Source organism: Paenibacillus sp. FSL H7-0323 (assembly GCF_038002725.1).
Taxonomy (GTDB): domain Bacteria; phylum Bacillota; class Bacilli; order Paenibacillales; family Paenibacillaceae; genus Paenibacillus_AQ; species Paenibacillus_AQ odorifer.
In genome coordinates, this window is sequence record NZ_JBBODB010000001.1 from 6,425,234 (window position 1) to 6,451,193 (window position 25,960).

Sequence of the window (25,960 nt, forward strand, 5' to 3'; positions counted from 1 at the left end):
CTTTTAAGGGAGGATCATCATGAAGCGTTACGAAGATTTGTCGCCGTCCCAACGCTGTATTATGACTCCGGGTCCGGTCGAGGTAGATCCGCGTGTACTGCGGGCGATGTCTTTTCCGGTGCTGGGTCAGTTTGATCCAGAGTTCACCTCTATTATGAATGAAACGATGGAAATGCTGCGGGAGTTGTTTGCTACTTCTAATTCATGGGCTTACCCAATTGATGGTACCTCCCGTGCTGGAATTGAAGCCGTGATGGTTAGTTTGATCCTGCCGGGTGAGCGTGTGCTGATTCCGATCTTTGGCCGCTTCGGACATCTATTGCATGAGATTGCTGAAAGATGTGGCGCTGAGGTGTTCGTGTTGGAAAAGCCATGGGGGAGTGTGTTTGAGCCGGATGAAGTGATAGCAGCTATGGAGACTTTTAAGCCACATGTGGTGGCAATGGTTCACGGGGAGACCTCTACAGGACGTGTGCAGCCACTCGCGGAAATTGGTAGAGCTTGCCGCCGGATGGATACTTTATTCATAGTCGATGCAGTTGCAACCATTGGGGGCATTCCTGTCGAGACAGATGCTTGGATGTTGGATGCCGTCGTTGGCGGTACACAGAAATGCCTGTCCATCCCTTCCGGAATGGCACCGATAACGTATAATGATCGTGCTGAAGCTAAGCTCATGACCCGAAAACGAGTAGAACGCGGGATTAGAACAAGTGATGTCCAGCCAGGTGACTTATCTTTTGTCCGCAGCAATTATTTCGATCTCGGCATGCTTCAGGATTACTGGAGTCCACAACGTCTCAATCATCATACAGAGATGACCTCAATGCTTTATGCACTGCGGGAGGGCTTGCGGCTTACCCTTGAAGAAGGGCTGGATGCCCGATTCGCCAGACATATCCTCCATGAAAAAGCACTTGTAGCTGGATTAACAGCTATGGGTTTAGAACTATACGGGGATCCTTCCTGCAAGCTTACTGTTGTTACCTGTGTGCTGATCCCTGAGGGGATAGATGGGGAAGCTGTCCGTTCGCTGCTGCTGGGGCGGTTCGGAATTGAAATTGCCAGTTCTTTTGGACCGTTAAAGGGAAGGATCTGGCGCATCGGTACGATGGGTTTTAGCTGTCGTGAGAATAACGTGTTGCGGCTGCTTGGAGCGCTGGAAGCCGCATTACAGCGTCATGGATTTAAGGGGCCTTGCGGGTTTGGGGTTCAGGCAGCACTTGACGTATATGAGGCAAAAGTAAGATAATCGTTGGAATAGAGCGGATGGCGGGAGAGTAAAAACAGGGGCATGTCCGGATGGTTCGGACAATCTTTGGGAATAAGTAAACGGCTATCATCTACAGGGATGATTGAGCCGTTTTTTCTTACAAATACAGACCTGCGCAACTATATTATCCTAGGCTTAATAGTTAGGCAATCCTCTATGATTACGGATCTATTCACTACATCAAGACAACACTTGGATACTAACGGGGGAGAGATGAAGATGACAACTTTTACAAGAAAGCCTTTAGCGGATTGTGTACCTGAGCTTGTGGCTACGGCAAGAGGCGATAAACCGGCAACACTGGTAATTACAGGTGGAAAGCTGGTCAACGTATGCTCTGGTGAAATTCTAGAAGGAATGTCTGTTGGTGTTCAAGGTGGACGAATTGCTTATGTTGGTAAAGATGTGACACATATGATTGGCGAAGGAACGCAAGTTATTGATGCGAACGGCAAGTATATAGCTCCGGGATTGCTCGATGGCCACTGCCATATTGAGAGCACCCAGCTAACCGTTACTGAATTTTCCCGCGCTGTTCTGCCGCTTGGCACAACAGGTGGTTTCTTTGATGCACATGAGATTGCTAATGTATTCGGGCTGAAGGGTATTCAATTGATGCTGGATGAGATGCGGGGGACGCCGTTAGCTGCTTACATGCAGGTGGCTTCTTGTGTGCCTGCGGCAGGTGCGGAATTCGAGACAACGGGAGCTTCTATTGGACCAGATGAAGTGGCAGAAGCCTTTACTTGGGGACCCGATGTGATTGCGCTGGGTGAAGTGATGAACTTTCCCGGCGTTGTTTATGGCGATGAGAAAATGCTTGGGGAAATTCAAGCTACGCTGCGGGCAGGCAGATTTGTAGATGGTCATTTCACATGGCCTTCCAGCGACTGGAGACTGCCCGTGTATGCTGCGGCAGGGGTGACTGGCGATCATGAGTGTGTGACAGCAGACGATGTGATTGAGCGCGTTCGACTGGGGATGTATGCCAAAATGCGCCGGGGCTCGGCTTGGCATGATGTGGCTAAAACAATTACGGCCCATACAGAACACGGCATAGATACACGCCGAATGATGCTGGTAACGGATGATCGTAGTTCGGAATCCTTACGAGATGAAGGGCATATGAATTTCGTCCTGCGTGATGCTATTGCTCAAGGTGTTAAGCCTATAACGGCTATCCAAATGGCTACCATTAATACTGCTGAACGCTTTGGTTTAGCGCGAGATATCGGATCTATTACTCCGGGTTCTTTTGCAGATATCATCCTTTTAGACGGGAATTTGGCGGATATTAATGTAGTGCTGACAATTGCCGCAGGTGTAGTAGTTGCGGAGAACGGGGTAATGACGGCAGAGCTTGCTAAATTCACTTATCCGGAGGAAGTGTTGGCTTCGGTTCATTTGCCACAGCGTCCTACTTCAGAAGACTTCATCATTGCTGCTCCAATTCAAACAGGTGAACTTACTACAAGAGTTATTAAAGTAAGAGAAAATCATGTGGAGACTATTGAGCGTATGGTTTCGATACCTGTAGTGGAGGGGCAACTGGATGTAAATGCTATAGAAGGTTTGTGCAAAATCGCAGTGCTCGAACGTCATAAAGGTACAGGCAATAAATCAGTGGCCGTTGTCGAAGGCATTGGATTTAAAGAGCCGGCTGCCATTGCAATGACGGTTGCTCACGATAGTCATAATGTACTCGTTATCGGTAATGATGATGAGTTAATGGCTAAAGCTGCAAATGCGGTGGCGGACGCTCAAGGTGGGGTCGCCGTAATTACATCTAGTGGAGAAACGTTATTCCCGTTGGCCATTGCAGGCCTAATGTCTACAGAGCCATTTGAAATTGCTGCTGAGAAATCAGCTGCGATCAGCAAAGCGTTGTATGATGCCGGCTGTACTTTGAATTACGCGTTTATGACTTTATCGCTGCTTGCTTTGGCGGTTATCCCAACGTTACGTATCACAGATAAAGGACTCGTGCGGATTTCACCCGAGGGAATACAGTTAGTGCCATTGTTTGTTTAAGTAAATTAACTGAAGTATAATCCTAATGCAAAAAACTGTTCTGAGGTCATAATGACCCTTCAGAACAGTTTTTTTGTTTAAATATAAGAAAGCAAAAGCTTCACATGATGCGTAATCTTTATACATCTTATTGTAATGAACAATAATATTAAACAGATTTTTAGAGAATGAAACATTTTTCTGAGCGAAATCCTAAAAAAATATAAATAAAGCATAGTCAGGTGACGATAATAATGTTAAATTAGATAAAATTAAAGTGAATTAATGGAGTTAATTTTACATTAATGGCATATAAAGAATTATAGATAATGGCAGGTTTCGAATAACCCAACTAAGAGGGACGAGGTGCATGGAGAGATGATCAGACTAGAAACGCAAGATATTTTGAATATTAGCATGAAGCAAATTGCTACTATTTTTAAGATGAAGCCGCTTGAACTGAGATTTGTCACCGATTTTCAGGGTGAGAAATATCTCTTAACTAATGATAAGTTACACCTCAACAACCAGCAATATTGGGCAAAGGTTATGGAATGTGTCTTTGATGATCATGTTAGACCTGTGTTAATGTGTGAGGTATTATATTTCCTTCGTAATGAATTTCTGGAAAGTGACATTAAGTTATGTTTTTCTTATGATTACGCAGAGGATGGGAATGGCGCAGCTACAGCTACGGCTGAAGTATCCTTTAATGACTCAGCAGATTTACAGCCGAGTGAGATTGCCGAGCTGATTGATTTTGCGTTGACCTTGCAGGACAAGCAGTGGTTCCATGAACTGACTACGAAATATAAGCAGCTTACAGCATAAGTATCCTTTCGATTCTTCATGCTTAACAATTGATATAGCTAACCGTCTTGTCTGCAACAGAAATGATCTGTGGACAAGACGGTTTTTTTGATTTACCATCCTTGGGCGTTTTTTTCTACATGTTCAGCCAAAAAATCAAGCCAATCCTCATGGTCATTCAAACAGGGGATTGCCATAAATTCCTCTGCTTGTCCTCCACCAGCCTCGAATTGTTCTCGTCCTTCTATGGCTAGCTCATGCAGCGTTTCCAGACAATCGGTCACAAGACCCGGTGAAAAAATCAGAGGCTTACGTATTCCTCGTCCGGCAAGCTCTCCCAGAACATCCGCAGTAGAGGGTCCTACCCATTCTTCTCGTCCGAAACGTGATTGAAAACTAAGCTGCCAGCGTTCGGGCTCCCAATTCATAGCAGAAGCAAGAAGATGCGCGGTTTCCATACATTGCTGCGGGTAGGGATCGCCGGTATCCGCATACCGTTTGGGAATCCCATGGAAGGTCAGTACAAAATAATCAGGTTCTTTGCTCAGAATCTCCATTTGACGCAGTAGGTGTGACTTCAAGGCTGAAATATAACCGGGCTCATTATAGTAGGCATCAATAAATCTTAGAGCCGGAATCAGACGTTTAGTTACAGGTCCAGTGGAGCTTTGGCGACCTAAGGCTGCAAAGCTGGCCTGATCGAATACGGACGCGGTAGTCGTGGACGAATATTGCGGAAACAGCGGCACAATGATAATTCGGGTAACTCCAGCGGTGTCGAATTTCGCCATCGCTTGCTCCATGCTGGGTTCGCTATAAGCCAATCCAAGCTCTACCTGATACCGTGGACCCAGCAGTTCTTGTAATCCAGATTGCTGAGCTAAAGAGTGAAAGAGCAATGGTGATCCTTCGGTTGTCCATATTTGACTGTACAGCTCAGCGGACCGGCGTGGACGTGAACGCAGAATGACACCTCGCAGCAAAGGCTGCCACAGCAGAGGAGAATAATCTATGATTCGGCGATCTGATAAAAAACGTTTCAGATAAGGCCGTACAGCTTTTGCAGTTGGTGCAGTAGGGGTGCCGATTTGGGCGAGTATAACTCCAATAGGTGGCTGTTTGCTCAAAGCACAGAACTCCTTTCCCATATAAGAGATCGTTCTAAAATAGCATAGCTAGCCTTGAATGCACAGTTATTGAGATCACTTTGCGCGTATAAATTAAATTTAATCGCAAATAGTGATGTTTCTTATAGGGTGTGTGATTTTCGATACAGAAGAACCGCAGAAAGGTCTGGTAGTATCAAACCAGAAATTGATGGAAAACGGGTGTAAGTGTTTTTATAGTAACTCATGTGAATTATTTCACCTTTTATACAGCTTTGTGTTAAAAGGAAGAAATGAAATAGATTCAAGCTATTTTTTATTGAAAATCGAGCGTGTAAAGGCATGAGAGGGGGGATGAGTTCTTATGAAGAGAGAAGTTATGCTTCATAAGAAGAGAAGGGGCATCGTACGAAAAAGGTTTGGTTAACAAAAAGCTACATATCACTGGGGTTTGGTAAAGGAGAATTTTCATTGAAAAAACTAATTTCTTTAACGGTTAGCGCGGCTATATTGTTAGCGCCGTTTGCTTACACACTTAATGTGCCTGCTGTAAACTTGAAGGTGGATGCAGTATCGGCAGCCTCCGAAGAAGCGGATGCACCGGCAGCAAAACCAACAGCAAAACCCACGGCAAAACCAGCAGCAACACCAAAAGCAACGGCAAAACCAGTAGCAACACCAAAGCCAACGGCAAAACCAACAGCAACGCCAAAGCCAACGGCAAAACCAACAGCAACAGCCAAACCAGCAGCAACCCCAAAAGCTACAGCAGCACCAGTAGCAACCCCAAAAGCAACCGCTGTACCAGCAGCGACAGTAGTACCAGCGGAAACTGTTAAGCCTGTGGCTACAGCAAAGCCTGTTACAGTTAATGAAAACGTATACCAAGATGGAGTTTACGTAGCTTATGGCGATGCATACTCCAAAGGCACGGAAGGTGCCAAGATCGAAATTAAAGATGGCAAAATTACTAGCATTGAGCTTTTGAGAACCAGTCCTAAGCTGATTGATAGAGATGCTCGTAACAATTATAGTGCTTTATGGCAAGCTTATGGATTGATGAAGGATAGATTGCTTGGCAAAACAAGAGATGGAGCAGCGGCAGTTGATGCTGTTTCGGGAGCTACCCGCTCCAGTAATGGCTGGAAATTGTCTGTAGATAGAGCGTTTGAAAGAGCTCTGACAGTGAAAGATACAAATGCCGTTTACTTTGATGGAGTTCATATGGGCGTAGATCCTACAGGTAAATATTCTGTATTCGCGACCTACGAATCCAACAAGCTTACAGATGTTAAAGTGTATCCTATGAACAGCGCTGGTGATTTCATTGAGGAGAAAGCTTACACAGCTGAGCAAGCGGCAGCGGTTGCAGCTATAGCTCCAGCCTTGCTGGCCAAAGGAACAGAGGCACAGCCTGTTGCAGGTCTTGAAGCCGACTTTATAGCAGCGATTAACGCTTTCTGGGATGCTGAGCAGAATGCAATAATCAACAATACATCTGCTTATGTAGACGGATTCTATTCCTCTTATGGTACGGCAAGAAGTGTTGGCGTTGAAAGAGCCGACATCGTGATTCGCAACGGTAAGTTGGTTGATGTGAAGCTGTTTAGACTTGGCAACAACCTGATTGACAGAGGGGCAACAGCTTATGCGGAAGTAGTAAAAGCAAATGCTCCTATGACAGCTAAGCTGCTAGCGAATGGTTCATATATCGCTAACTATGATGAAAAGGTTGACGGAATTTCCGGAGCTACGGAAAGCAGTCACAGCTGGAACCAAGCTGTAGAAAGAGCATTTGAGAAAGCGCTGAAGGTTCCTGCTGAAGGTCAATATTTTGACGGCAAATTTGCCGGAGTAGATAACCAATCTAAAGTACTGCTGCTAGTTGATGTTGATGCAGATGCGGTAACAGGCATTAAAGTAAGTCTGTTTGGAGCTGACGGCAAGCTGATTGCTGACGATAAACTGAGTGCAGAACAAAAAGGATGGGTAGCTACACTCACATCCGGGCTGTTAGAAAAAGGTGTGCAAATGGCCGATATTACAGGCCAAGAAGCATTTTCGGCAGCAGCTAAAGCAGCACTGACAGATGCTTTGACCAATGCATCCAAAGTCCAAGGAACCTATAAAGACGGAACCTTTACTGCATTTGGTGATGCTTATGATAAAGGAACGAACAGAGCGGACGTTACCCTGCGTAACGGCAAAATCGTAAATGTAGCCTTGTACCGTGTAGGAATGAACCTTGTAGATAGAGGGAACGCTGCTTATCCTGAGGTGGTAAAAGCAATTCCTCAGTTGACGGCTAGCTTCCTCGCAGCAGGGACTAGAGAAGGTGTGCAGGAAGTAGATGCTGTGTCTGGTGCAACTAGCAGCAGCGTGGCTTTGAAGACTGCGGTGGATAGAGCATACGGAAAAGCTGAGATTGTAGAAGCTAATAAAGCGGCTTATTTCGATGGAATCTTCATTGGTGTAAGTGCCGATAAGCTTGTAAATGTTATGGTGAATGTAGAGTACGGTGTTCCTGTCAAAATGCTTGTTTATTATTTGGATAAAAACGGAAGTGTAAGAACAATCAATCAGTTAACGGACGCGGAGCTGGCAGTGAAAGGTGAAATCGAGTCGACATCGACCGGATACAGCCTGCACAAATATGGTTACCGTCCAGCAGCCTTCGGAAAAAATGATGCAGAGAAAGAAATATCCGCTAAAGCGGTAGAAGCTATTAAATCAGCGCTTGAATCGGCTGGTAAATAATTATCGTTTTATAATAAAAGGAGGATATTCCAGTGCCAGAATATGGCCGGGGAGTAGCCTCCTTTTTCAAATATTCTTGGCTTGTACATAAATATGAAAATAGATCGTATAGTGATTTAAAGGGATTTTGGAGGTGAGTGTCTAAAGTTTAATATAGAGAGCAGGCCAAAAGCCTGTTATTAATAGGAGGCTCCAACATGACACAAATTAAACAGCTCGCTCCACAAGATGAATTTGTTGGCTTTTATCTTTTAAGAGAGCTGGCAATTAAACAAACGAACGGCACTCCTCCAAAAGATTATTTCGACATCGTTCTGGGGGATTCCACTGGACAATTATCTGCGAAATATTGGGATGCCAGCACAACCGATAAAGAAACTTTTTTTCCTATGGCGCTTGTGAAGGTACGCGGGATTGCTCATACTTATCGTGAGAAATTACAAATAAAAATTACTAAAATCAGGTTGGTTAACGATGAGGATGGTGTTGCACTTACGGATTTCATCCGTTCTGCCCCAATTCGTCCAGTAGACCTTATTCATACGATTAAAGGGGTTATGGCAAGTATTTCAGATCCGGAAATTGCTTCGATTGTCTCTTTTTGTGTGGGTAAAGTGGAAGAGAAATTGATGCATTATCCGGCAGCCAAAACACATCATCATGCTTATTTTGCCGGACTTGCTTATCATATGGTGCGTATGCTGGAGATTGGTGATTTTCTGTGCAAGCAGCGTCCGTTCTTGAATCCAGATCTAATGAAGGCAGGAATCATTCTGCATGATATCGCGAAGCCGGAGGAGATGGTCTCCCAGCTTGGGATTGTCTCGGAATACAGCGTTCAGGGCAAGTTGATTGGCCATATCTCGATGGCGTCTAACTGGATCACGGAAGCGGCTATCCGTTTAGATATTGATTTGAATTCGGAAAAGGTTATGGCGTTACAGCATCTCGTATTGTCACATCATAATTTGGGCGAATGGGGTAGTCCTGTTCAGCCACAGACAGCTGAGGCAGTCGCTCTGCATCATATCGATGCGATGGATGCGAAGCTGCAAATGGTGGAGGATGCTTTGGACACCACACCGGAGACCGAGGAATGGACACCGTTCATCAGAGGTCTAGAGAATAAGGCTGTGTATCGTTTGAAGATTTAAGAGATACCCTGTAAAACCAAACCCCCAATCAGCAGAAAGGAGCTGGTTGGGGGTTTTTGATGTTCTTTGGTTATTTGGACAAAGTGGCGCGGCTGCTATAAATGGAGGGTTTATGTTTAGTGCCTTGTTTCTTAGCAGGCTTTTTCGCGCGAGTGGAAAATGGGGTATACCCGCCGGCAAACATCGTTCCGCTAGTATATCCTTGACTGGCAGAGAGCAATAGAGGATCATAGTGCTCCTCCTGCTCCATAAGTTTTACTAGAATTGCAGCGGCTGCGCGTGCGTCATCCAAGGCATCATGGTGCTTTAGCGTAATGCCGAAAAAATCGGAGACTACATTAAGTTTATGGGAGGGCAGGTCGGGCAGCATTTTTTTGCCTAATAAATAGGTACATAAGTATTGAAAGCTTGGGTAGCTCAGGGACATTCCATCGAGACAATAACGCAGGACACTCATATCAAAAGCAGCATTATGCGCCACGACGATTTGTCCGTGTAGTAACGGTTCAACGGTGGGCCACAGTTCTTGAAAAGTAGGTTGCCCGATTACCATTGATGGCGTGATGCCGTGTATCGAAATGTTCATGCCATCAAACCGCTGCTGCGGGTCAATTAGCCAAGAATGTTCTGCGGTTATATTTCCAGCTTTAACTTCCACAAGTCCCAAGGCACATGCACTGGATCGACTGGAGTTCGCGGTCTCAAAGTCAATTGCTATAAAGTCCATTCGTAAAGCTCCTTATCTATCATATATACGTTTCATATTAAAGTAGTAAAATGATAAATACAATCTAGTGAATCACAATGAGCTGTTCAGTAAAAATAAGGAGATGATAGAGTGCGGCTTATAAAGGGGCAAAAGGTGGATATTACGAAAGGGAGAAACGTGAACAAGCTTTTGCTGAAATTTGGGTGGATGACTGCTGATACTAGAATTGGCATAGACTCTGCTGCTTTTTTACTGTCAGAGCAGAACCGTTGCGAACGCGATGAGAACTTTATCTTTTATGGTAATCCGTTGTCTATAGACGAAGCTGTAACTCATTCTGTCTTACAACTAGGGGATAAAGAAGCTATCGCCATTACACTTTCTCGACTTCCTAAGGATATTACTAGAATAGCTTTAACTTTAACGATCTATGAAGGAGAAAAATTAGGACACTCTATGAAGCAAGTAACCTCTCCTTATCTACGCTTAGTGGATGCTGCTAGCGGCGAGGAAATATTCGTTTTCGAGTATGGCTCTGACCTGTCGACGGAGACAGCTATTGTGGTTGGAGAGGTATATCGCTATGGTCCAGAGTGGAAATTCAGTGCGATTGGTAGTGGCTTTGAGGGAGGATTGGCTGCGTTATGTACAAACTATGGGCTCGTTATTGAAGAAGACGAAGGGAACCCTGAGGTAGCGGCCACAGCTGAGTTAACCCTGCCTTTAGAGACGATCCGTTATGAAGAGAAGAATGTACTGTCCTCTATTGATTTACGTAAAAAAATTGTTCAGATTACCTTAGAAAAAAAGAATCTGACAGGAGTCATTGCAAGGGTAGGCGTTGTCCTGGATATTACAGGATCTATGAGAAATCTCTATAATAATGGAACCGTTCAAGAAGTAGTTGAGCGTATATTAGCCGTTGCCTGCAAATTTGATGATAACCAATCGTTAGATGTGTGGGTGTACGATACGGAGTTTAGCCGGCTGCCACCTGTGACAGAGCAGGATTTAGGAAGATATGTGTTTACACATATTTTAAATAATCGTACCATTCATAAGTTTGGCCGCAATAATGAACCGCCAGTAATGGAGGATATCATTAAAAAATATACGGAGGAAGAACCCGATTCTACACCAGTATTTATCATATTTATTAACGATGGTGGTGTAGTGAAATCCACTAAAAATGTGATTATGGCTGCTTCGGTCCAACCGATTTTCTGGCAGTTTGTCGGAATCGGTAACTCGGATTTTGAAGTATTGAAGCAACTTGATACGATGAAGGGCCGTTTGGTGGATAACGCCAATTTTATTCATCTGGACAACATTGAAAAGGTGACTGATGAAGATCTGTATGATCAGCTGCTGAATGAATTCCCCTTGTGGCTAAGCGCAGCGAAAGAAAAAAGAATCCTGCGAGCATAAAAATACATTACTGAGAATGAATAAGCCTGTGCGCTACAATAGGCCATAACCACCTATCTTAGGAGGTCTTATGGCTTTTTTTGGTTTCGCTATCTTGCTATTCTATTCAACAATCCGTACACTGCCAAATAGGTATTGTATATTAGGATTAGGATCATCACTATCAGATACGGGAGGAAACACTTTGAGCAGCGTAATTACTAAGTTTTTTGATTATGGGCAAGAAGACATAGATTATCTCCGAAGTGTGGATCCAGTACTTGGTGCAGCTATGGCACGGATGGGCAGAGTGGAACGTGTAATTATACCGGATCTTTTTACTGCGCTTATCTATGCTATAGTAGGACAGCTTATTTCAGTAAAAGCGGTTCGGACCATTTGGAACAGAATGTTGGCTCAGTTCGGAGACATCACTCCGCAGCAGTTAGCCTTACATACGGCGGATGAGATTCAAAGCTGTGGGATGACGATGAAAAAGGCACTATGTATCCATGAGATTTCCAATTTGGTCGCTCAGGGTGATTTTAAGCTGGAGGAATTGCCTGGGTTATCAGATCAAGAGGTTATACAAAAACTTATGACGTTAAAGGGCATTGGCAAGTGGACGGCAGAAATGATGTTAATCCATTCTATGGAACGACGGGATGTGGTCAGCTGGGGAGATATTGCGATTCGTCGGGGGATGATGAAGCTGTATGGACTTGATAAGCTTACCAAAGATCAATTTGAACAATACCGGCTAAACTATTCTCCTTTGGGTTCTGTGGCTTCTATATATTTATGGGAAATTTCATTTGAATAATGGACGGGTAAGGAGTACTACTATGGAAAAAACAATAAGAGAACAGCTATTGAATTTGGCAGATGTGGACTACCAAAAGTTTTCTGCGGCCTTAATTCCGACGATAGATAATGTTATAGGCGTCAGGCTACCGGAACTGCGCAAGCTTGCCAAAATCATTGCAAAGGGTGATTGGAGAGCCTATTTGGAGCATGCCGAGACAGATTATTTTGAAGAAGTGATGCTGCAAGGTATGGTGCTTGGCTACGTGAAGACAGATCTTGAAGAAATCCTACGTTATATCGCTGACTTTATTCCCAGAATCGATAACTGGTCGGTATGCGATAGCTTTTGCACAGGCCTGAAGTTTACCGTAAAGAATAAAGAACGGGTATGGGAGTTTATAATGCCGTACTTATCATCAGATAAAGAATATGAGATCCGATTTGCTGTGGTAATGCTGCTTAATTTCTTTATTGAAGAAACGTATATCAGCCGGATTTTACCATTGCTCGATAAGGTCAGTCATGAAGGCTATTATGTAAAAATGGCGGTTTCTTGGGCGCTTTCGATTTGTTATGTGAAATTGCCAGAGCCTACGATGAGTTATTTGAGAAACAACAGCTTAGATGATTTCACTTACAACAAGGCTTTGCAGAAAATCACGGAGTCTTATCGCGTGGATCCGGAAACGAAAAAATGGATTCGCGGGATGAAAAGAAGTAAAAAACAAACCCCTTATTCAGCACAATAGCTGAGTAATAAGGGGTTTATTGTCCTATTTATTTTTTCTCAGTGTTTACTTCAGTGTTAGTTTTACGGTTGCGGATTCGCTCGATTTCGATGTCAACAGCGCTACGCAGGTTAGGATCGATGGAAGGACTTATTCCTGTACCTGTATTGAATTTATTTTTGGAGTTTTCCGCCAATGCTTCCCACTCGAAAATCTTCTCTTCCATACGTTCGAAGCCTTGCGAAGCTGATCCTACATTTAGACCTTTCGTAGAACTACGTGGAGCTGAGTGGAGTGTTTCTGTGGCTTGTTGAGCGCGAGCGATAAGCTCAGTTCTTTTCGCTTTGAGATGTTCACGCTCTTCTTTAGCTCTAGCGATATTGATCTCAAGCTCTGCCAGGGATTGCTTAGTTTGTACTTGACTATTTATGGACTCTTCCAGCTGTTCCACGTACCGTAACTTGGCTATGAGTGCCAGGCGAGCTCTTTCTTCATTTCCTTGCTCAACTGCTTGAACGGCTTCGGCTTCACTTTGCTCTACTAACTGAGTATATTCTTGCTTGCGGCGTTCCAACACACTGGCTGTTACTTGCAGATCACGCTCATTACGTTCCGCCTTAGCAATATCATTTTCAAGATCACGTAAATACTGACCTGTCAGCAATACCGGGTTTTCTAATTTATTTAGGCCTTCGTGTAGGGCTGCTTTAGTAATTGTGGAAATTCTTTTTAATAGACTCATGTTCTATCTCTCCTTTTTTATGGCTATATTAGGGCTGGCTTGTATTGAACGACGATTAATTAATAGAAATCATGTCCATCTGAAAAGCTGTTAAAAGGTTCTTTAGGAACGATGATACTAGCGATGACGTAGAAGATAAGTACTGTTCCGAAGCTGAACAATGCTGCGGCAACAGCAACAAGACGGATTACTGTAGCATCAATACCAGACCAACGAGCAAGACCTCCGCACAAACCACTTATCTTCTGATCACTTTGGGAACGATATAATTTTTTCATTTATTGTTTTCTTCCTCTCGTATGGGTGTGATTGTTATTGAATCCTGCAACCCGTTTGCTTATGTACTCATTCTAATGTCTTTTTGCATGCGAAAAAACGGCCTGGAGGCGGTTTTGTATACCAGACCTGAGTCGAGGTTCGTTCCCGCAGGAAGGCGGGGAAAGGGTTAGTAAATCGGTTATAGGCTACAAACCATGGACGAAGTTAGGTACAATAAAGAAAGGAATACTTCTGGCGGTGTCGAAATATGCTTATATATGACTACTACGGAATTGGGGGCTGAATATGAGTTTTTTTAACAAAGTAAAAGCAGGGGTAAGCGAGGCTGGGAATAAAGCAAAAACAGTGGTGGAGATTAACCGGTTGAAGCTGCAAAATAACGGTAAGCAAAATGATATTGACCAGCAGTATCAGGTCATGGGCAAACTGTTATTTGAAGCCGTAACTCAAGGTGCAGGACCACTGCCAAGTGAGCAAATCGAGACTAATATTAATCGTATTCTCGAATTGAAGGCGGAGATTGAGACGAACCTTCAGCAAATTGCTGAGTTGTCCGATGTAAAGCATTGCAAAGCATGTGGTGGGAATGTGGCGATCGAGGCACGCTTTTGTCCGGCCTGCGGATCCACTTTTGAAGTGGCAAAAGAACCTGTCAGTGATGTAACTCCATCGTCGATTTCTTTGGATAAGAAGGAATAGAGTTACTTCATACAAGAAACTTATGAACAAAGAGGCTGTCTTAAAAGTAGTGAATACTACTTATGAGGCAGCTTCTTTTTTAGTAAAAAGGCTATAAGCGGATTCTTGCTTTAGCCAATAGACTATGGGCTACGCACACAAAGTATTCTATGCCATTAGGTTGGGCGGCGGAATATTCACTTTGTGAATTTCAGGGAGAAATTCCCCAATTATTTTAGTGGAGCGTAATTAGATCATTAAGCGGGATTCGTATCTACAATCTTAATTTCACTTATTCACAATCTAGTGTCGTTTAAACCTTAGAAGCGTGGCGTTTCTTAAATTTATACACAACTAGCAACATAAGCGGCAGAACAAATGCACAGGTGAAATCCCAATCTACCCAGTAGGCGGGGATCTCCTTCACATAGAAAATGATGTCTTTGGCAATCAGCTGTGACATCCCGAATAACAAAAATCCAGTGGGTATGATCAGAGGACGGTGGCTTTTGAGTTTGAATAATTGGGCTGTACCTAAGGTTAAAGCATAGTAATAAACTGCAGTTTTGAAGTATGTGCTGATAATCCATGCTGTAGCCATAAGCGCTTCAATACGTTGCAGAGAATTAGCAATATTAATTTTTTGAGCAAGAATATAAGCGGCATAAAATTGATGTTCAGAAGCGTAAACACCTAGAACGGTAAGGGAAAACAATAAGATGAGGTTAAGGCCCAGAGCTCCGATGATCAAGGCTATGAAAATATCCCGGCTTGTTTTGCTATTTTTCTGAGCATAAGGATATATCATTAGAAACACGCACAATTCGCCAAAAGGATAAAAAACACCATACATCAAAGTATGAAGCATGTCCGGTACTGGTGTGTTCAAGATGGGGTATAAACGTTCCATTTTGACATCGGGGGTCAGCAGGAGCAGCAGACCGATTAAAAAAACTGCAAATAAAGGGAAAAATAGCTGAGCTGCCCGGCCCAAGGTTTCTAGGCCAAGTCGTACCCCATATACCAGCAGGAAAATGGCCATGAAACGAATAACCCCACCGGGTGTTTTCTCGTAAATCTGTGTACACATGAAATCTTCAATTTCTCTTATGTAGGTGGAGGCAGCAATCAGGAAGAACCCTAAATAGAATAAGGCCACAGCAGTTCCGACCCATTTTCCTAAAATTTGTAGGCTAAGCTCGATAATATTCTTGTTGGGTTCAAGGTCTGCTAAGCAGAGTAACAGTTTTATGGTCACTAGACCCAAGGGAATGCTAATCAAAGCAGCAATCCACGCATCTTGTTTCGCTCCTGATATCATTAACGCCGGATACACAAGCGCCATATCCCCAATAAATGTGAATAGCCCGAGTATAATCATTTGATTGGTACTAATTCGATCTTTCTCCAAACTCATATACCCCCTCAAATTTATTGGACTAGTTTTAGTATGGTTGTAGTTACCAGAATTATGCCATTCCGATTTTTTAATCCGAAGGAATAATTATCATAATTAACATCAAACTATACTCATCTATCTATGGAGAAGTGGAGGTTGCATCATGAAAGATACGGAGATTGGTACATTATCAAGCCGGTTGGAAGTTAATATTGCTAATTTGTACCAATTGATGGGTGAAAGCTCTGATGTAGTCATAAAAGAGTTGCAGATAGAAGAAAACACTCATATTTCTTTGGTTTACATAGATGGTCTTGTGGATACTCAGGTGCTGCATAATTCAATTTTGTATTCCTTGCAGGAACACATTCCTTATGAACAGCTGAGGGGGCTTTCTCCTGAACAGAAGTTTGAGATGATTAAGAAACAGATATTAATAGCCGGCGATATAGCCGTCATTGACGATTACAGCCAATTTATTCATCATTTATTGTCCGGTAATATAATGCTGCTGCTTGACGGGTTATCCAGCGCTCTGCGGATCGGCTTACCAGGCTGGGAAGATCGTAATGTAGGGGAGCCTAGCTCACAGTCGGTTGTTCGGGGTCCAATGGAAGGATTCACTGAGAATTTACGGACGAATACGGCACTGGTTCGGCGAAAAATCAAAGATAGCCATTTATGGCTGGAAACCGTTCAGATCGGAAGGGTGACTCAAACCAGCGTATCCATTATGTATCTAAGTAACATCGCGAATAAGGAACTGGTACAAGAGGTAAAGCGCCGTCTGAATAAAATAGATACGGACAGTATTCTCGAGAGTGGATATATTGAAGAGTTTATTCAAGAGACGGCAGTTACACCTTTTCCTACCGTATACAACAGTGATCGTCCAGATACGATTGCAGCGGGTATTTTGGAAGGAAAAGTGGCCATTCTTGTTGATGGAACTCCTTTTGTACTGTTGGTGCCCACATTTTTTGTGGCATTTTTCCAGTCAGCTGAGGATTATTACCAAAGAGCTGATATTGGAACATTGCTGAGATTAGTTCGTTTTATTTCATTTTTTATTACTTTGCTTGCCCCTTCATTGTATGTTGCGATTACTACTTATCACCAAGAGATGATACCGACCAATCTTGTAATCAGTTTAGCTGCCCAGCGGGAGAGTGTTCCTTTTCCTGCTTTTATTGAGGCACTGATCATGGAAATGACTTATGAAATTTTGCGGGAGGCCGGGGTGCGGATACCCAAAAATATTGGTCAGGCGATTTCCATTGTCGGAACGCTGGTGATAGGACAAGCCGCGGTAGCAGCGGGTTTTATTTCATCCGCAATGGTCATTATTGTATCGCTAACAGCCATTTCTAGTTTTGTTATTCCGGAGACAGGAATGTCTATTGCTGCGCGGATGATCCGTTTTGTGCTTATAGCTTTGGCCGGATTTATCGGATTATATGGAATTCTCTTCGGTATTTTCATCATCGTATTGCATTTGTCGAGTCTGCGTTCTTTCGGAATGCCTTATATGAGTCCGCTCGGACCGTATAATTCCAAAGATTTAAAAGACTCTATTTTTCGCTTTCCGTGGCCGTTTTTAAAGACAAGGCCTGCTGAGAATAAGACGCAGAACCTGTTTCGTCAAAGCACATCCAGTGATAAGGAACCAACAAAATGAATAAAAAATTAGTTAGAGGCGTTCTTCGATTAATGATAGCCCTCCAATTTACGTTAGTGCTAAGCGGCTGTTGGGAAAGAAATGAGCTGAATGAGATAGCTTTTGTCTTGGGGATAGGGATTGACAAGGCAGAAAAAGGTTATACCGTTTCGATGCAGGTCGTTATTCCATCTGCGATTTCCTCCCAAACGAATGGAGGAGGGGGAGGCAGTGGAGTCCCAGTGGTTGTATATAAATTTACTGTACCTACGTTTTATGATGCGCTGCGTAAGCTGAATCTGGATAGCTCTAGGTCAAGTTATCTCGGTCATATCCGGGTGTTGGTGATTGGGGAGGAGCTTGCCCGCACCGGAGTGGGTGAGATACTGGATGTATTTAAAAGAAGTCGGGAACCCCGGATGGATTTCTACGTTATGGTTGCCAGAGATACAACCGCCAGCAATGTCTTGAATGTCCTTACACCTATGGATAAATTACCAGCGAACAAATTATTTAGTTCCTTGGATAATTCTTATAAAGATTCAGCAAAAACAGTCGCTGTCACGCTGGATGATTTTATTGAGAATTTATTGTCTGAAGGCGAGAATCCTGTGCTAACCGGAGTGAAAATTATAGGCGATCCCAAAGATGGAGAGGACAAAAGCAATGTAGAGCGAACAATGCCTAAGGCAAGATTGGAATACCATACTGTAGCTGTGTTCAAAAAAGACAAGTTGATCGGTTGGCTAACCGAGGGAGAAACGATTGGTTACAATTATATCAACGATAAGGTAACCGCACATTCTGGCCCGATCGCAGGGGAAGACGGAAAGCCCATTGTAATCGAAGCGATCCAGGCTACAACTAAACGCAAAGTGAAAATCATTAATGGGGAGCCGCATATTTACCTTAGTGTTAAGACGCTTTGCAATATTGAAGAAGTGCAAAGTGTAGAAAATTTGGAATCGGAAAGCACTATAAAACGTTTGGAAAAGGAAACAGAGGAGCGGATTATAGAGCGGATGCAAAAAACTGTGGAGCATGTAAATGATCGTTTCAATGTTGATATTATGGGATTCGGACAATCGATCTACCATGCCAGCCCTAAAGCTTGGGCAAAGCTGCAGCAACAAAAGGGGGACGATTACCTTAAATCATTGCCCATCCATTACAAAGCCTCAGCAGTTATTAACCGCGTGGGTCTCACAGATAATTCTTTTCTTGAAAAAATCAAGGAGTGAAGTCAGATGCTAGTACTGTTATTCTCGGTGATTGCTGTAGGTTGTATGGCACTTGATTTGCCTAAATTAATGCGAAAGCGCCGAGTGCGTGATCTTAGCGTATATTTTATTTTTTGGATTTTGGGTCTTGGTGCGACCTTCTGCTCGTTGTTAAAATTGAACATCCCCAGTCCGCTGTTTCTTATTATTTTTATCTATAAGCCAATAAATAATTTATTTGGATTATTGTTTCATTAACAAAGAAGCTGCAAATATCGCAGCTTTTTTTGTTGCATCATCTAGAAGTTTTTTCCTTAAATTTAAGAATATTTCATGGGATGAAAAATGAGAGGTTGACCATATTTGTCAGTGGGGCATATGATTTGGAATGAACAATTTTTAAGTAAGCTTACGGCTTTACTTGTCTAGAAGCTTGCTCCTTGTTGGATGTATTGTATACTAACAAATGGAAAGAAAACGGTTACAAGGGGGAAGAAATGAAACCAATATTCAAAATTATGATTGTTGATGACGAGATGCTAGTAAGACAAGGAATCAAACATCTTTTGGATTGGGAGAATGAAGGGTATCGAATTGTTGGTGAGGCTGCTAACGGTCTTGAAGCACTAAATATGATGGATGAGGTCAGCCCACATATCATCATTACAGATATTGTTATGCCAATAATGGGCGGAGAGAAACTGGTTAAGATTGTTAAGGAGAAATACCCTCATATTGAAGTAATCGTCTTAAGTAGTTTCAGTGAATACGATTATGTCCGATCCACATTTCAAAGTGGGGTAGCGGACTACATTCTGAAGCCAAAGCTGGAAGCTGACTATTTGTTATCCATCCTAAATAAAACCACTGCTAAATTGGTAGGGATGGAGATGTCCGATCAAGGAACGGAACCTGGCGAAAAGCAAATTTTGCTAGTTATCGAGAAGCTTATGACCGGATATGAGTCTGGGCTTGAACCTGCTTTGCTTCATGCGAAGTTTCCACACCCACTATTCGCTTTCTTCGGAGCGGATATGAGACATATTAAAGATTCTGGGGACAGGTTAACTTTCACACAGAAAATAGAAAAGGGGCTTAGTACGCTCCCTTTGGGTGATACAGTGTTTATTCGGCTGAAGTTTGTCAATGATTCGGTTATTTATTTGCTTAATGCAAACCCGGAACAGTGGGATGAGCTTGTTATAGAGCTCCGATATCTGGTCTCGGAAATGGATCATTGGGCGAGAGAAACACATTTCGTTATCAGCCAAAGCTTTACGGATTTTAATAAGCTGGGAGAGATTTATCGAGACAATTATTTAAAGCTTACACGATACAGTTTCTACTTGCCGGATCGAAGCTTAATTGAAAACGATCATTTGCCCAGCCTTCCGAGAGCCTATCAGGAATATGATATGGGCGAATTAATGGAACAACTGAAACGTAAGCAATACCAGAAGGCATTTACTGGATTTCTGGAATATGTTCATCTCCGTTCGATGGATTATAGGACCGATATTTTCGAATTCAAATCGTTATTGGGGAATTTCATATTTAACGTAGCGACCACACTTGGAAAAATGAAGTACGAGACTGGAGGCTTGGAGGCATCCAAATACGACTTCTTTCGAAAAATAGATGAAGCGATGTATGCCGGAGACGCAATTGCTGTTGCTGAAGCCTTTATTCGCGAAGCTGAACGTGCGATTGGTGAGACGAACCTAACGATCAATCCCAATATGACCCGATTGCTTGAATACATTCAGACTCATTACGCTGATCCCATCACGTTGACTGGGGTTGCACGGCAGTTTCATTTCAACGCTTCTTATTTATCGAGCCATTTCACTGCTCAGAATGGTGAAGGATTTAATGAATATTTGAACAAGGTCCGGTTGGAGAAAGCTATGGAATTACTCGTGACGACGGAAAAAACAATTTCTGATATCAGCGCTAGTGTGGGGTATTCGGATCAGAGTTATTTTACTAAAGTGTTTAAGAAACAGGCTGGTATTTCTCCGAGCCAGTACCGAAGACGGGACGTAGAGCGACCATGATTGGAACTATCATTAACAAGATTAGAAAGCAGGGCCTATTTCTCAAGCTTTTTCTAGTGACCCTCATAAGCATTGTTGCTGTATCCCTGCTGACTTTGTCTATTACCATCCGTATGTCAGAAAATTTATTCTTAAAGACCTTCAGCATAACGAATGGCAAACTACTAAATCAGATGAAGACAAACTTGGAGTCCTACAACAACGTTGTAGCTACGGGTGCTACAATGACAGCTCAGAAAGGTGCCATCCGCAGCTATTTGTCTGGGGGAGAGACGGATTCATTGACACTCGCTATCAAAACCTACCAGATGACAGAAAGCATGCGGGCAGTCCGCTCCAACCTCAGTGCTTTTGATGTGGGGATTATGATTGTAGGTGCGAATGGCAGAAGTTACTCAACTGACCCTTGGTATTGGTCTGCTACTGCTGAAGAATTGAAGAACCACCCGATTACGAAAGAGACAGTGGCTCATCCGCAGCAAATTCTGTACCAGCTTTATCAAAAAGAGGATGGTCAAACCCATAAGAAAGAGATCATGTTAGTGGCTTCTAAAGCTCTATTTGATCATTCGACCGGCAGTATCTATGGCACTATGTACATTGCAATTCGTGATAGCGATTTCAAGGCCTTCTATGCCAATTTTACGAGTGAAGGTAATGATGTTGTGTTGCTGAATGCAAAAGGGCAAATTGTATCCAGCAACAGGACAGAGCTGATTGGACTGAACGATCAACAGCTGCTTCAAGAAGTAGTTGATGAACAGAGCACAGGAGACAATGGAGAATCTGTCTATGTGATGGGGAATGAACGGGTAGTATTCTCGGAATACTTGCCTGAATTTGATGTTTATTTGGTGAATCTGATCGATAAAAAAGCTGTGACCGGGCAGATGGTTAATGCCAAAGCAGTGTCGTTGACGATCATGGCTATCGTAGCCATTTCGCTTATTATTGTATTTTTAATTACAAGGAAAATGACGAAGTCCCTGCGTGTACTCGTTGAACAGATGTCGAGTATTCCTAAGGGGGGATTCGATAACCACGTGGATGTCGCTACTAGTAGTTATGAAGTTAAGGAGCTAGGCAATGCCTTTAATTTTATGCTTGATTCCCTACATGATTATGTTGATCGGTTGATGGAGACCCAGAAGCAGCAGCGTAATGCGGAGCTGGCCGCCCTTCAAATGCAGATCAATCCCCATTTTTTATACAATACACTGGCTTCTATCAAATTTCTGGTGCAACAGGGCAACAAAGAAAAAGCAGCTGGCACGATAAATTCGCTAATCTCACTCCTGCAAAATACTGTCAGTGATGTTCAATCCACTATACCTGTTAGTCAGGAATTAGAATCGCTGAAGCATTATGTATATATCAATCATGTAAGGTACGGCGAGAAGATCCGCGTGAATTATTTTGTGGAGCCTGAAAGCTTGGATTATCATATGCCAAAGCTAATTCTGCAGCCTTTTATCGAAAATGCGTTCTTTCATGCATTCAATCTTAAAGATGAGGGAAGAATTCTAATCATGATCGCTGTTCAGGAAGATCAGCTTGTATGTGAAGTTGTAGATAATGGTGACGGGATGGACCTTGATCCTAATTTTCTGAAAGAAGAACAGTTGCCAGCCTCGAAGCACAAACGCCAATTGTTCTCCGGGATCGGTATACGGAATGTGGATGACAGAATCAAATTGCTGTACGGAGAGAGTTACGGTATTAACATTACAAGCAAACGAAATGAAGGTACGAAGATCATAATTACGCTTCCATTGTTAAAAGGCTAAAAAATTTACAAAAATCTAAAATTAGTACCAGTGTCGATCTCAGAGGGAAAATAGAATCCAATAATAACACCAAAGCTAACAAAGATACTGCCAAAGAAAGCGAATACAAAATGATAATATGGAATTGTAGCAGAGAAAACGCTTCCATCTTTATTATTTTACAGATTAACAAGGGGGTTACGAAGTGAAAAAATTATTATCCGTGATGCTGGCTAGTGTGGTTCTACTTTCGGCATGTTCCTCAGGTGGAACGAAAAACGAAACGGGCAACTCCGGAAGCGAAGGTAGCAGTAAGCCACAAGAAATCACAGTTTGGGCTTGGGACCCAGCGTTTAACATTGCAGCCATGAATGTTGCCAAAGAAGCTTATGCGAAAGTCAATCCAGACATAACGGTAAACGTCGTAGAGAACGCGCAGGCTGATATCGTGCAAAAGCTGAACACAGGGCTGAACTCTGGATCTACGAAGGGTCTTCCTAACATTGTATTGATCGAGGATTACCGTGCGCAAAGCTTTTTACAAGCGTATCCGGATTCCTTTTATGAATTGACTGATGTTGTAAAAGCCGCTGATTTTGCGGATTATAAGATTGGCCCGACCAGTGTTGACGGCAAGCAATACGGTGTTCCGTTTGATTCTGGTGTGACTGGAATGTATGTACGGACAGACTATCTTGAGCAAGCAGGCTACAGCCTGGATGCACTACAGGATATCGACTGGAAGCAATATATCGAGATCGGTAAAGCTGTAAAAGAAAAAACCGGCAAAAGCATGATCACACTGGATCCCAATGATCTTGGACTTATCCGGGTCATGATTCAATCGGCGGGTGCATGGTATACAGGTGAAGACGGTCAGACTCCGACCATTGCAGACAACGCTGCTTTGAAAGAGGCACTTGTATTGTACAAAGAAATGATGGATTCCGGCATCGTGAAAGTTAACTCAGACTGGAGCCAATTTGTAGGCGCATTTAATAGTGGTGAAGTGGCAACCGTGCCGACGGGTAACTGGATTACCCCTTCAATTAAAGCCGAAGCTTCCCAATCCGGTAAGTGGGCAGTAGCTCCACTTCCTAAGCTGGCAGCAACAGCAGGCTCCGTCCATGCATCTAACCTTGGGGGCAGCTCCTGGTATGTAATGAATGTAGATGGTAAAGAAGCCGCTGCGGAGTTCCTTGCAAAAACATTTGCTTCTGATGCTGATTTGTATCAGACGTTGAATACAAAAGTTGGTGTTATCGGCACTTTAAAAGCTGCGGCAAGCGGAGAAGCTTATTCAGCAGCGGATGAATTTTTCAAAGGTCAAAAGGTTGTATCAGATTTTGCGGCATGGACCGAGCAAATCCCTAACGTCAACTACGGCATGAACACTTACGCAATAGAGGACATTATGGTTGTAGCAGTGCAATCTTATCTTGGTGGAAAAGATGTAGATACTGTTCTGAAAGATGCCCAGAAGCAAGCAGATACCCAAGTTCGCTAATCACACTTAGGCTGTACAATCTAAGCCCTTGCTTCTACTTCTCCTGTAAATTGGATTTCTACAGAAGGATGGGTAGCAGGGGCTTTCATCTCTAATAAATCAGACAGAAGGGTGTGAAGTGGAGTGGAAAATGTAAAGCCAGGGCTAAGCTCTCAAAGACATAAAAGCTCTAAGGGTCAACGGCAGATCCATCTGACAGGTTGGTTATTCGTTATTGTGCCGGTAATTATGATCAGTATTTTCTATTTCTATCCAATGATTCAAGCCTTAATTCTATCCTTCAAGACAGGTAGAGGCAACAATCTTCATTTTACCGGCCTTGATAACTATATTCGGCTGTTTAGCGACACCACTTTCCTTACAGCCGTCAAAAACACTTTTATTTACTTGATTATTCAGGTCCCAGTTATGCTGGTGCTAGCGCTCTTTATCGCTGTGCTGCTAAATGACGAAAGACTGAAATTTAAAGGGTTTTTCAGAACGGCCATATTTCTGCCAACGGTAACTTCACTTGTAGCGTACTCCGTTGTTTTCAAGTACATGTTTGGAGCCGAAGGTATCGTCAATAAATTTCTGGTGAATCTGCATCTAATCAGCGAACCGATTCAATGGATTACTGACCCCTTCTGGGCCAAAGTCACTATCATTATCGCTATTACTTGGCGCTTTACTGGCTATAATATGATTTTCTATTTGTCCTCACTGCAAAATGTCGACAAATCAATATATGAGGCTGCTCATATAGATGGTGCGAGTGCATTTACACAATTTTTCAAAATTACAATTCCCCTATTGAAGCCGATTATCTTGTTCACGACGATCACATCGACCATTGGTACCCTTCAGTTGTTTGACGAGGTGGTTAACATCACGAAAGGTGGACCCGGCAATGCAACCATGTCGATTTCCCAATATATTTATAACCTTTCCTTTGAATACACACCTAACTTTGGATATGCTGCAACTGTCTCCTATTCGATTGTTGTAATGGTGCTCATTCTGACGCTTATTCAGAACAAAGTAGGAGGGGATAAGAGATAATGAAAACCAAACGCATGTTTACTTACGTTTTTCTAATCATCGCTGCGCTGATCTCTATCTTTCCATTTATCTGGATGGTTATAAGCGCCACGAACCAGTCGGTTGATGTAACCAAAGGAACATTGTTGCCGGGTGCACATTTAGTGAAAAATATAAACAATCTTTTTAGTTCAGTGGATATGTGGCAGGCTCTCTGGAACTCTGCAAAAATCTCTGTGGTGACTACTGTGCTTTCACTGCTAGTCGCATCGGCGGCTGGATATGGTTTTGAAATGTACCGCAGCCGGAGTAAAGATATCGTATTCAATATTTTACTTGCTTCAATGATGATTCCATTTGCGGCGATCATGGTACCTCTATTTCAAATGTTCGCAAAAGTATCTAGTGTAGTGCCTTTTCTGGGCATCGATACAGCATCGGCGGTCATTCTTCCGACATTTACAACAGCATTTCTAATTTTCTTCTTTCGTCAAAGTACAAAAATGTTTCCTAAGGATATGATGGAGGCTGGGCGCATCGATGGTCTTTCGGAATTTGGTTTGTTCTTCCGCATTTATATGCCAACGATGAAATCAACTTACGCCGCCGCTGCGATTATCACATTTTTAAACAGCTGGAACAATTATCTGTGGCCTTTGATCGTATTGCAATCACCAGAAAATATGACTGTGCCCCTTCTTATCTCGAATCTAGGTTCAGGTTATGCCCCTGACTATGGTCTGATCATGTCTGCGATTGTCATTACGACCTTGCCGACAGCACTAGTGTTCTTCATGATGCAAAAGCAATTTGTAGCTGGGATGACGGGTTCGGTTAAATAAGTTAGCGATCATGTTATGAATAGAGGAGGATA

Annotated in this window: 22 protein-coding genes and 1 pseudogene; 18 read left to right on the forward strand and 5 right to left on the reverse strand. The window is 43.0% G+C overall.

All coding sequences use genetic code 11. The features are described 5' to 3' along the window. The first annotated feature begins 19 nt into the window (after nucleotides 1-19). The 3 genes from MHH89_RS28745 (at nucleotide 20) to MHH89_RS28755 (ending at nucleotide 4,114) form a co-directional block, all read left to right on the forward strand. Entirely contained in the window at nucleotides 20-1,252 is a 1,233-nt protein-coding gene (locus MHH89_RS28745; RefSeq protein ID WP_341088657.1) for a pyridoxal-phosphate-dependent aminotransferase family protein, read from the forward strand. Nucleotides 1,253-1,486: 234 nt separating this feature from the next. Continuing rightward, nucleotides 1,487-3,304, forward strand: coding sequence for an adenine deaminase (locus tag MHH89_RS28750; protein ID WP_341088832.1), 1,818 nt, complete (start codon nucleotides 1,487-1,489; stop codon nucleotides 3,302-3,304). Between the two features lie 357 nt (nucleotides 3,305-3,661). Then, complete coding sequence (locus MHH89_RS28755; RefSeq protein WP_076125508.1) at nucleotides 3,662-4,114, forward strand: IDEAL domain-containing protein; 453 nt, start codon at nucleotides 3,662-3,664, stop codon at nucleotides 4,112-4,114. A gap of 92 nt (nucleotides 4,115-4,206) precedes the next feature. Here MHH89_RS28755 and hemH read toward each other — a convergent pair whose 3' ends face one another. After that, a complete protein-coding gene (gene hemH / locus MHH89_RS28760) occupies nucleotides 4,207-5,220 on the reverse strand; it encodes a ferrochelatase (protein WP_175617361.1) in 1,014 nt (337 codons plus the stop codon). A gap of 450 nt (nucleotides 5,221-5,670) precedes the next feature. Between hemH and MHH89_RS28765 the strand changes: the two genes are divergently transcribed. Then, entirely contained in the window at nucleotides 5,671-7,956 is a 2,286-nt protein-coding gene (locus MHH89_RS28765) for an FMN-binding protein (protein WP_341088658.1), read from the forward strand. Between the two features lie 197 nt (nucleotides 7,957-8,153). Next, nucleotides 8,154-9,110, forward strand: coding sequence for a 3'-5' exoribonuclease YhaM family protein (locus MHH89_RS28770; RefSeq protein ID WP_036680004.1), 957 nt, complete (start codon nucleotides 8,154-8,156; stop codon nucleotides 9,108-9,110). Nucleotides 9,111-9,180: 70 nt separating this feature from the next. Here MHH89_RS28770 and MHH89_RS28775 read toward each other — a convergent pair whose 3' ends face one another. After that, nucleotides 9,181-9,837, reverse strand: coding sequence for a 3'-5' exonuclease (locus MHH89_RS28775; RefSeq protein WP_036680002.1), 657 nt, complete (start codon nucleotides 9,835-9,837; stop codon nucleotides 9,181-9,183). A 111-nt stretch (nucleotides 9,838-9,948) separates the two neighbouring features. On the opposite strand from MHH89_RS28775, the pseudogene MHH89_RS28780 reads away from it, so the two are divergent. The 4 genes and pseudogenes from MHH89_RS28780 to MHH89_RS28795 form a co-directional block, all read left to right on the forward strand. Next, a pseudogene (locus MHH89_RS28780) lies at nucleotides 9,949-10,464 on the forward strand (TerD family protein); the annotation flags it as partial. A 111-nt stretch (nucleotides 10,465-10,575) separates the two neighbouring features. After that, on the forward strand, nucleotides 10,576-11,247 hold the full coding sequence (locus MHH89_RS28785; protein WP_254847739.1) for a vWA domain-containing protein: 672 nt from the start codon (nucleotides 10,576-10,578) through the stop codon (nucleotides 11,245-11,247). Between the two features lie 184 nt (nucleotides 11,248-11,431). Continuing rightward, entirely contained in the window at nucleotides 11,432-12,049 is a 618-nt protein-coding gene (locus MHH89_RS28790; protein ID WP_076099514.1) for a DNA-3-methyladenine glycosylase family protein, read from the forward strand. Nucleotides 12,050-12,071: 22 nt separating this feature from the next. Further along, nucleotides 12,072-12,782: a DNA alkylation repair protein gene (locus MHH89_RS28795; RefSeq protein ID WP_076185389.1), complete on the forward strand. Its 711-nt coding sequence runs from the start codon at nucleotides 12,072-12,074 to the stop codon at nucleotides 12,780-12,782. A gap of 28 nt (nucleotides 12,783-12,810) precedes the next feature. Here MHH89_RS28795 and MHH89_RS28800 read toward each other — a convergent pair whose 3' ends face one another. Both MHH89_RS28800 and MHH89_RS28805 read right to left on the reverse strand, forming a co-directional pair. Further along, complete coding sequence (locus MHH89_RS28800) at nucleotides 12,811-13,503, reverse strand: PspA/IM30 family protein (RefSeq protein WP_076136267.1); 693 nt, start codon at nucleotides 13,501-13,503, stop codon at nucleotides 12,811-12,813. Nucleotides 13,504-13,562: 59 nt separating this feature from the next. After that, nucleotides 13,563-13,781 carry a PspC domain-containing protein gene (locus MHH89_RS28805; protein ID WP_038569266.1) on the reverse strand — a complete coding sequence of 73 codons (219 nt, stop codon included), beginning with the start codon at nucleotides 13,779-13,781 and terminating at the stop codon, nucleotides 13,563-13,565. A 286-nt stretch (nucleotides 13,782-14,067) separates the two neighbouring features. Between MHH89_RS28805 and MHH89_RS28810 the strand changes: the two genes are divergently transcribed. Beyond that, nucleotides 14,068-14,481: a zinc ribbon domain-containing protein gene (locus tag MHH89_RS28810; RefSeq protein WP_036679993.1), complete on the forward strand. Its 414-nt coding sequence runs from the start codon at nucleotides 14,068-14,070 to the stop codon at nucleotides 14,479-14,481. Between the two features lie 292 nt (nucleotides 14,482-14,773). Here MHH89_RS28810 and MHH89_RS28815 read toward each other — a convergent pair whose 3' ends face one another. Beyond that, a complete protein-coding gene (locus MHH89_RS28815; RefSeq protein ID WP_036675894.1) occupies nucleotides 14,774-15,877 on the reverse strand; it encodes a GerAB/ArcD/ProY family transporter in 1,104 nt (367 codons plus the stop codon). 145 nt (nucleotides 15,878-16,022) lie between these two features. Between MHH89_RS28815 and MHH89_RS28820 the strand changes: the two genes are divergently transcribed. From MHH89_RS28820 to MHH89_RS28855, 8 genes are all read left to right on the forward strand, one after another. Then, a complete protein-coding gene (locus tag MHH89_RS28820) occupies nucleotides 16,023-17,537 on the forward strand; it encodes a spore germination protein (RefSeq protein WP_076282262.1) in 1,515 nt (504 codons plus the stop codon). After that, entirely contained in the window at nucleotides 17,534-18,757 is a 1,224-nt protein-coding gene (locus tag MHH89_RS28825) for a Ger(x)C family spore germination protein (protein WP_076125410.1), read from the forward strand. The genes MHH89_RS28820 and MHH89_RS28825 overlap by 4 nt, the downstream gene beginning before the upstream one ends. Nucleotides 18,758-18,763: 6 nt before the next feature. After that, nucleotides 18,764-18,994 (forward strand): hypothetical protein, encoded by a 231-nt coding sequence (locus MHH89_RS28830; RefSeq protein ID WP_076125408.1) that lies wholly within the window; start codon nucleotides 18,764-18,766, stop codon nucleotides 18,992-18,994. Nucleotides 18,995-19,233: 239 nt separating this feature from the next. Next, nucleotides 19,234-20,793: a response regulator transcription factor gene (locus tag MHH89_RS28835; RefSeq protein ID WP_076279539.1), complete on the forward strand. Its 1,560-nt coding sequence runs from the start codon at nucleotides 19,234-19,236 to the stop codon at nucleotides 20,791-20,793. Then, nucleotides 20,790-22,580, forward strand: coding sequence for a sensor histidine kinase (locus MHH89_RS28840; RefSeq protein ID WP_076309626.1), 1,791 nt, complete (start codon nucleotides 20,790-20,792; stop codon nucleotides 22,578-22,580). The genes MHH89_RS28835 and MHH89_RS28840 overlap by 4 nt, the downstream gene beginning before the upstream one ends. Nucleotides 22,581-22,764: 184 nt before the next feature. Next, the gene (locus tag MHH89_RS28845) at nucleotides 22,765-24,066 is read left to right on the forward strand and encodes an ABC transporter substrate-binding protein (RefSeq protein WP_076125404.1); all 1,302 of its coding nucleotides are present in this window, start codon (nucleotides 22,765-22,767) and stop codon (nucleotides 24,064-24,066) included. 228 nt (nucleotides 24,067-24,294) lie between these two features. Next, on the forward strand, nucleotides 24,295-25,107 hold the full coding sequence (locus MHH89_RS28850) for a carbohydrate ABC transporter permease (RefSeq protein ID WP_232061505.1): 813 nt from the start codon (nucleotides 24,295-24,297) through the stop codon (nucleotides 25,105-25,107). After that, nucleotides 25,107-25,928 carry a carbohydrate ABC transporter permease gene (locus MHH89_RS28855; RefSeq protein WP_076185385.1) on the forward strand — a complete coding sequence of 274 codons (822 nt, stop codon included), beginning with the start codon at nucleotides 25,107-25,109 and terminating at the stop codon, nucleotides 25,926-25,928. The genes MHH89_RS28850 and MHH89_RS28855 overlap by 1 nt, the downstream gene beginning before the upstream one ends. Nucleotides 25,929-25,960: the final 32 nt, after the last annotated feature.

Coding starts and splice junctions, on each gene's coding strand:
- MHH89_RS28745 (WP_341088657.1), top strand. CDS start 20: ATGAAGCGTTACGAAGATTTGTCGCCGTCCCAACGCTGTATTATGACT.
- MHH89_RS28750 (WP_341088832.1), top strand. CDS start 1,487: ATGAAGATGACAACTTTTACAAGAAAGCCTTTAGCGGATTGTGTACCT.
- MHH89_RS28755 (WP_076125508.1), top strand. CDS start 3,662: ATGATCAGACTAGAAACGCAAGATATTTTGAATATTAGCATGAAGCAA.
- MHH89_RS28770 (WP_036680004.1), top strand. CDS start 8,154: ATGACACAAATTAAACAGCTCGCTCCACAAGATGAATTTGTTGGCTTT.
- MHH89_RS28775 (WP_036680002.1), bottom strand. CDS start 9,837: ATGGACTTTATAGCAATTGACTTTGAGACCGCGAACTCCAGTCGATCC.
- MHH89_RS28795 (WP_076185389.1), top strand. CDS start 12,072: ATGGAAAAAACAATAAGAGAACAGCTATTGAATTTGGCAGATGTGGAC.
- MHH89_RS28800 (WP_076136267.1), bottom strand. CDS start 13,503: ATGAGTCTATTAAAAAGAATTTCCACAATTACTAAAGCAGCCCTACAC.
- MHH89_RS28805 (WP_038569266.1), bottom strand. CDS start 13,781: ATGAAAAAATTATATCGTTCCCAAAGTGATCAGAAGATAAGTGGTTTG.
- MHH89_RS28810 (WP_036679993.1), top strand. CDS start 14,068: ATGAGTTTTTTTAACAAAGTAAAAGCAGGGGTAAGCGAGGCTGGGAAT.
- MHH89_RS28815 (WP_036675894.1), bottom strand. CDS start 15,877: ATGAGTTTGGAGAAAGATCGAATTAGTACCAATCAAATGATTATACTC.
- MHH89_RS28820 (WP_076282262.1), top strand. CDS start 16,023: ATGAAAGATACGGAGATTGGTACATTATCAAGCCGGTTGGAAGTTAAT.
- MHH89_RS28825 (WP_076125410.1), top strand. CDS start 17,534: ATGAATAAAAAATTAGTTAGAGGCGTTCTTCGATTAATGATAGCCCTC.
- MHH89_RS28830 (WP_076125408.1), top strand. CDS start 18,764: ATGCTAGTACTGTTATTCTCGGTGATTGCTGTAGGTTGTATGGCACTT.
- MHH89_RS28835 (WP_076279539.1), top strand. CDS start 19,234: ATGAAACCAATATTCAAAATTATGATTGTTGATGACGAGATGCTAGTA.
- MHH89_RS28840 (WP_076309626.1), top strand. CDS start 20,790: ATGATTGGAACTATCATTAACAAGATTAGAAAGCAGGGCCTATTTCTC.
- MHH89_RS28850 (WP_232061505.1), top strand. CDS start 24,295: ATGATCAGTATTTTCTATTTCTATCCAATGATTCAAGCCTTAATTCTA.
- MHH89_RS28855 (WP_076185385.1), top strand. CDS start 25,107: ATGAAAACCAAACGCATGTTTACTTACGTTTTTCTAATCATCGCTGCG.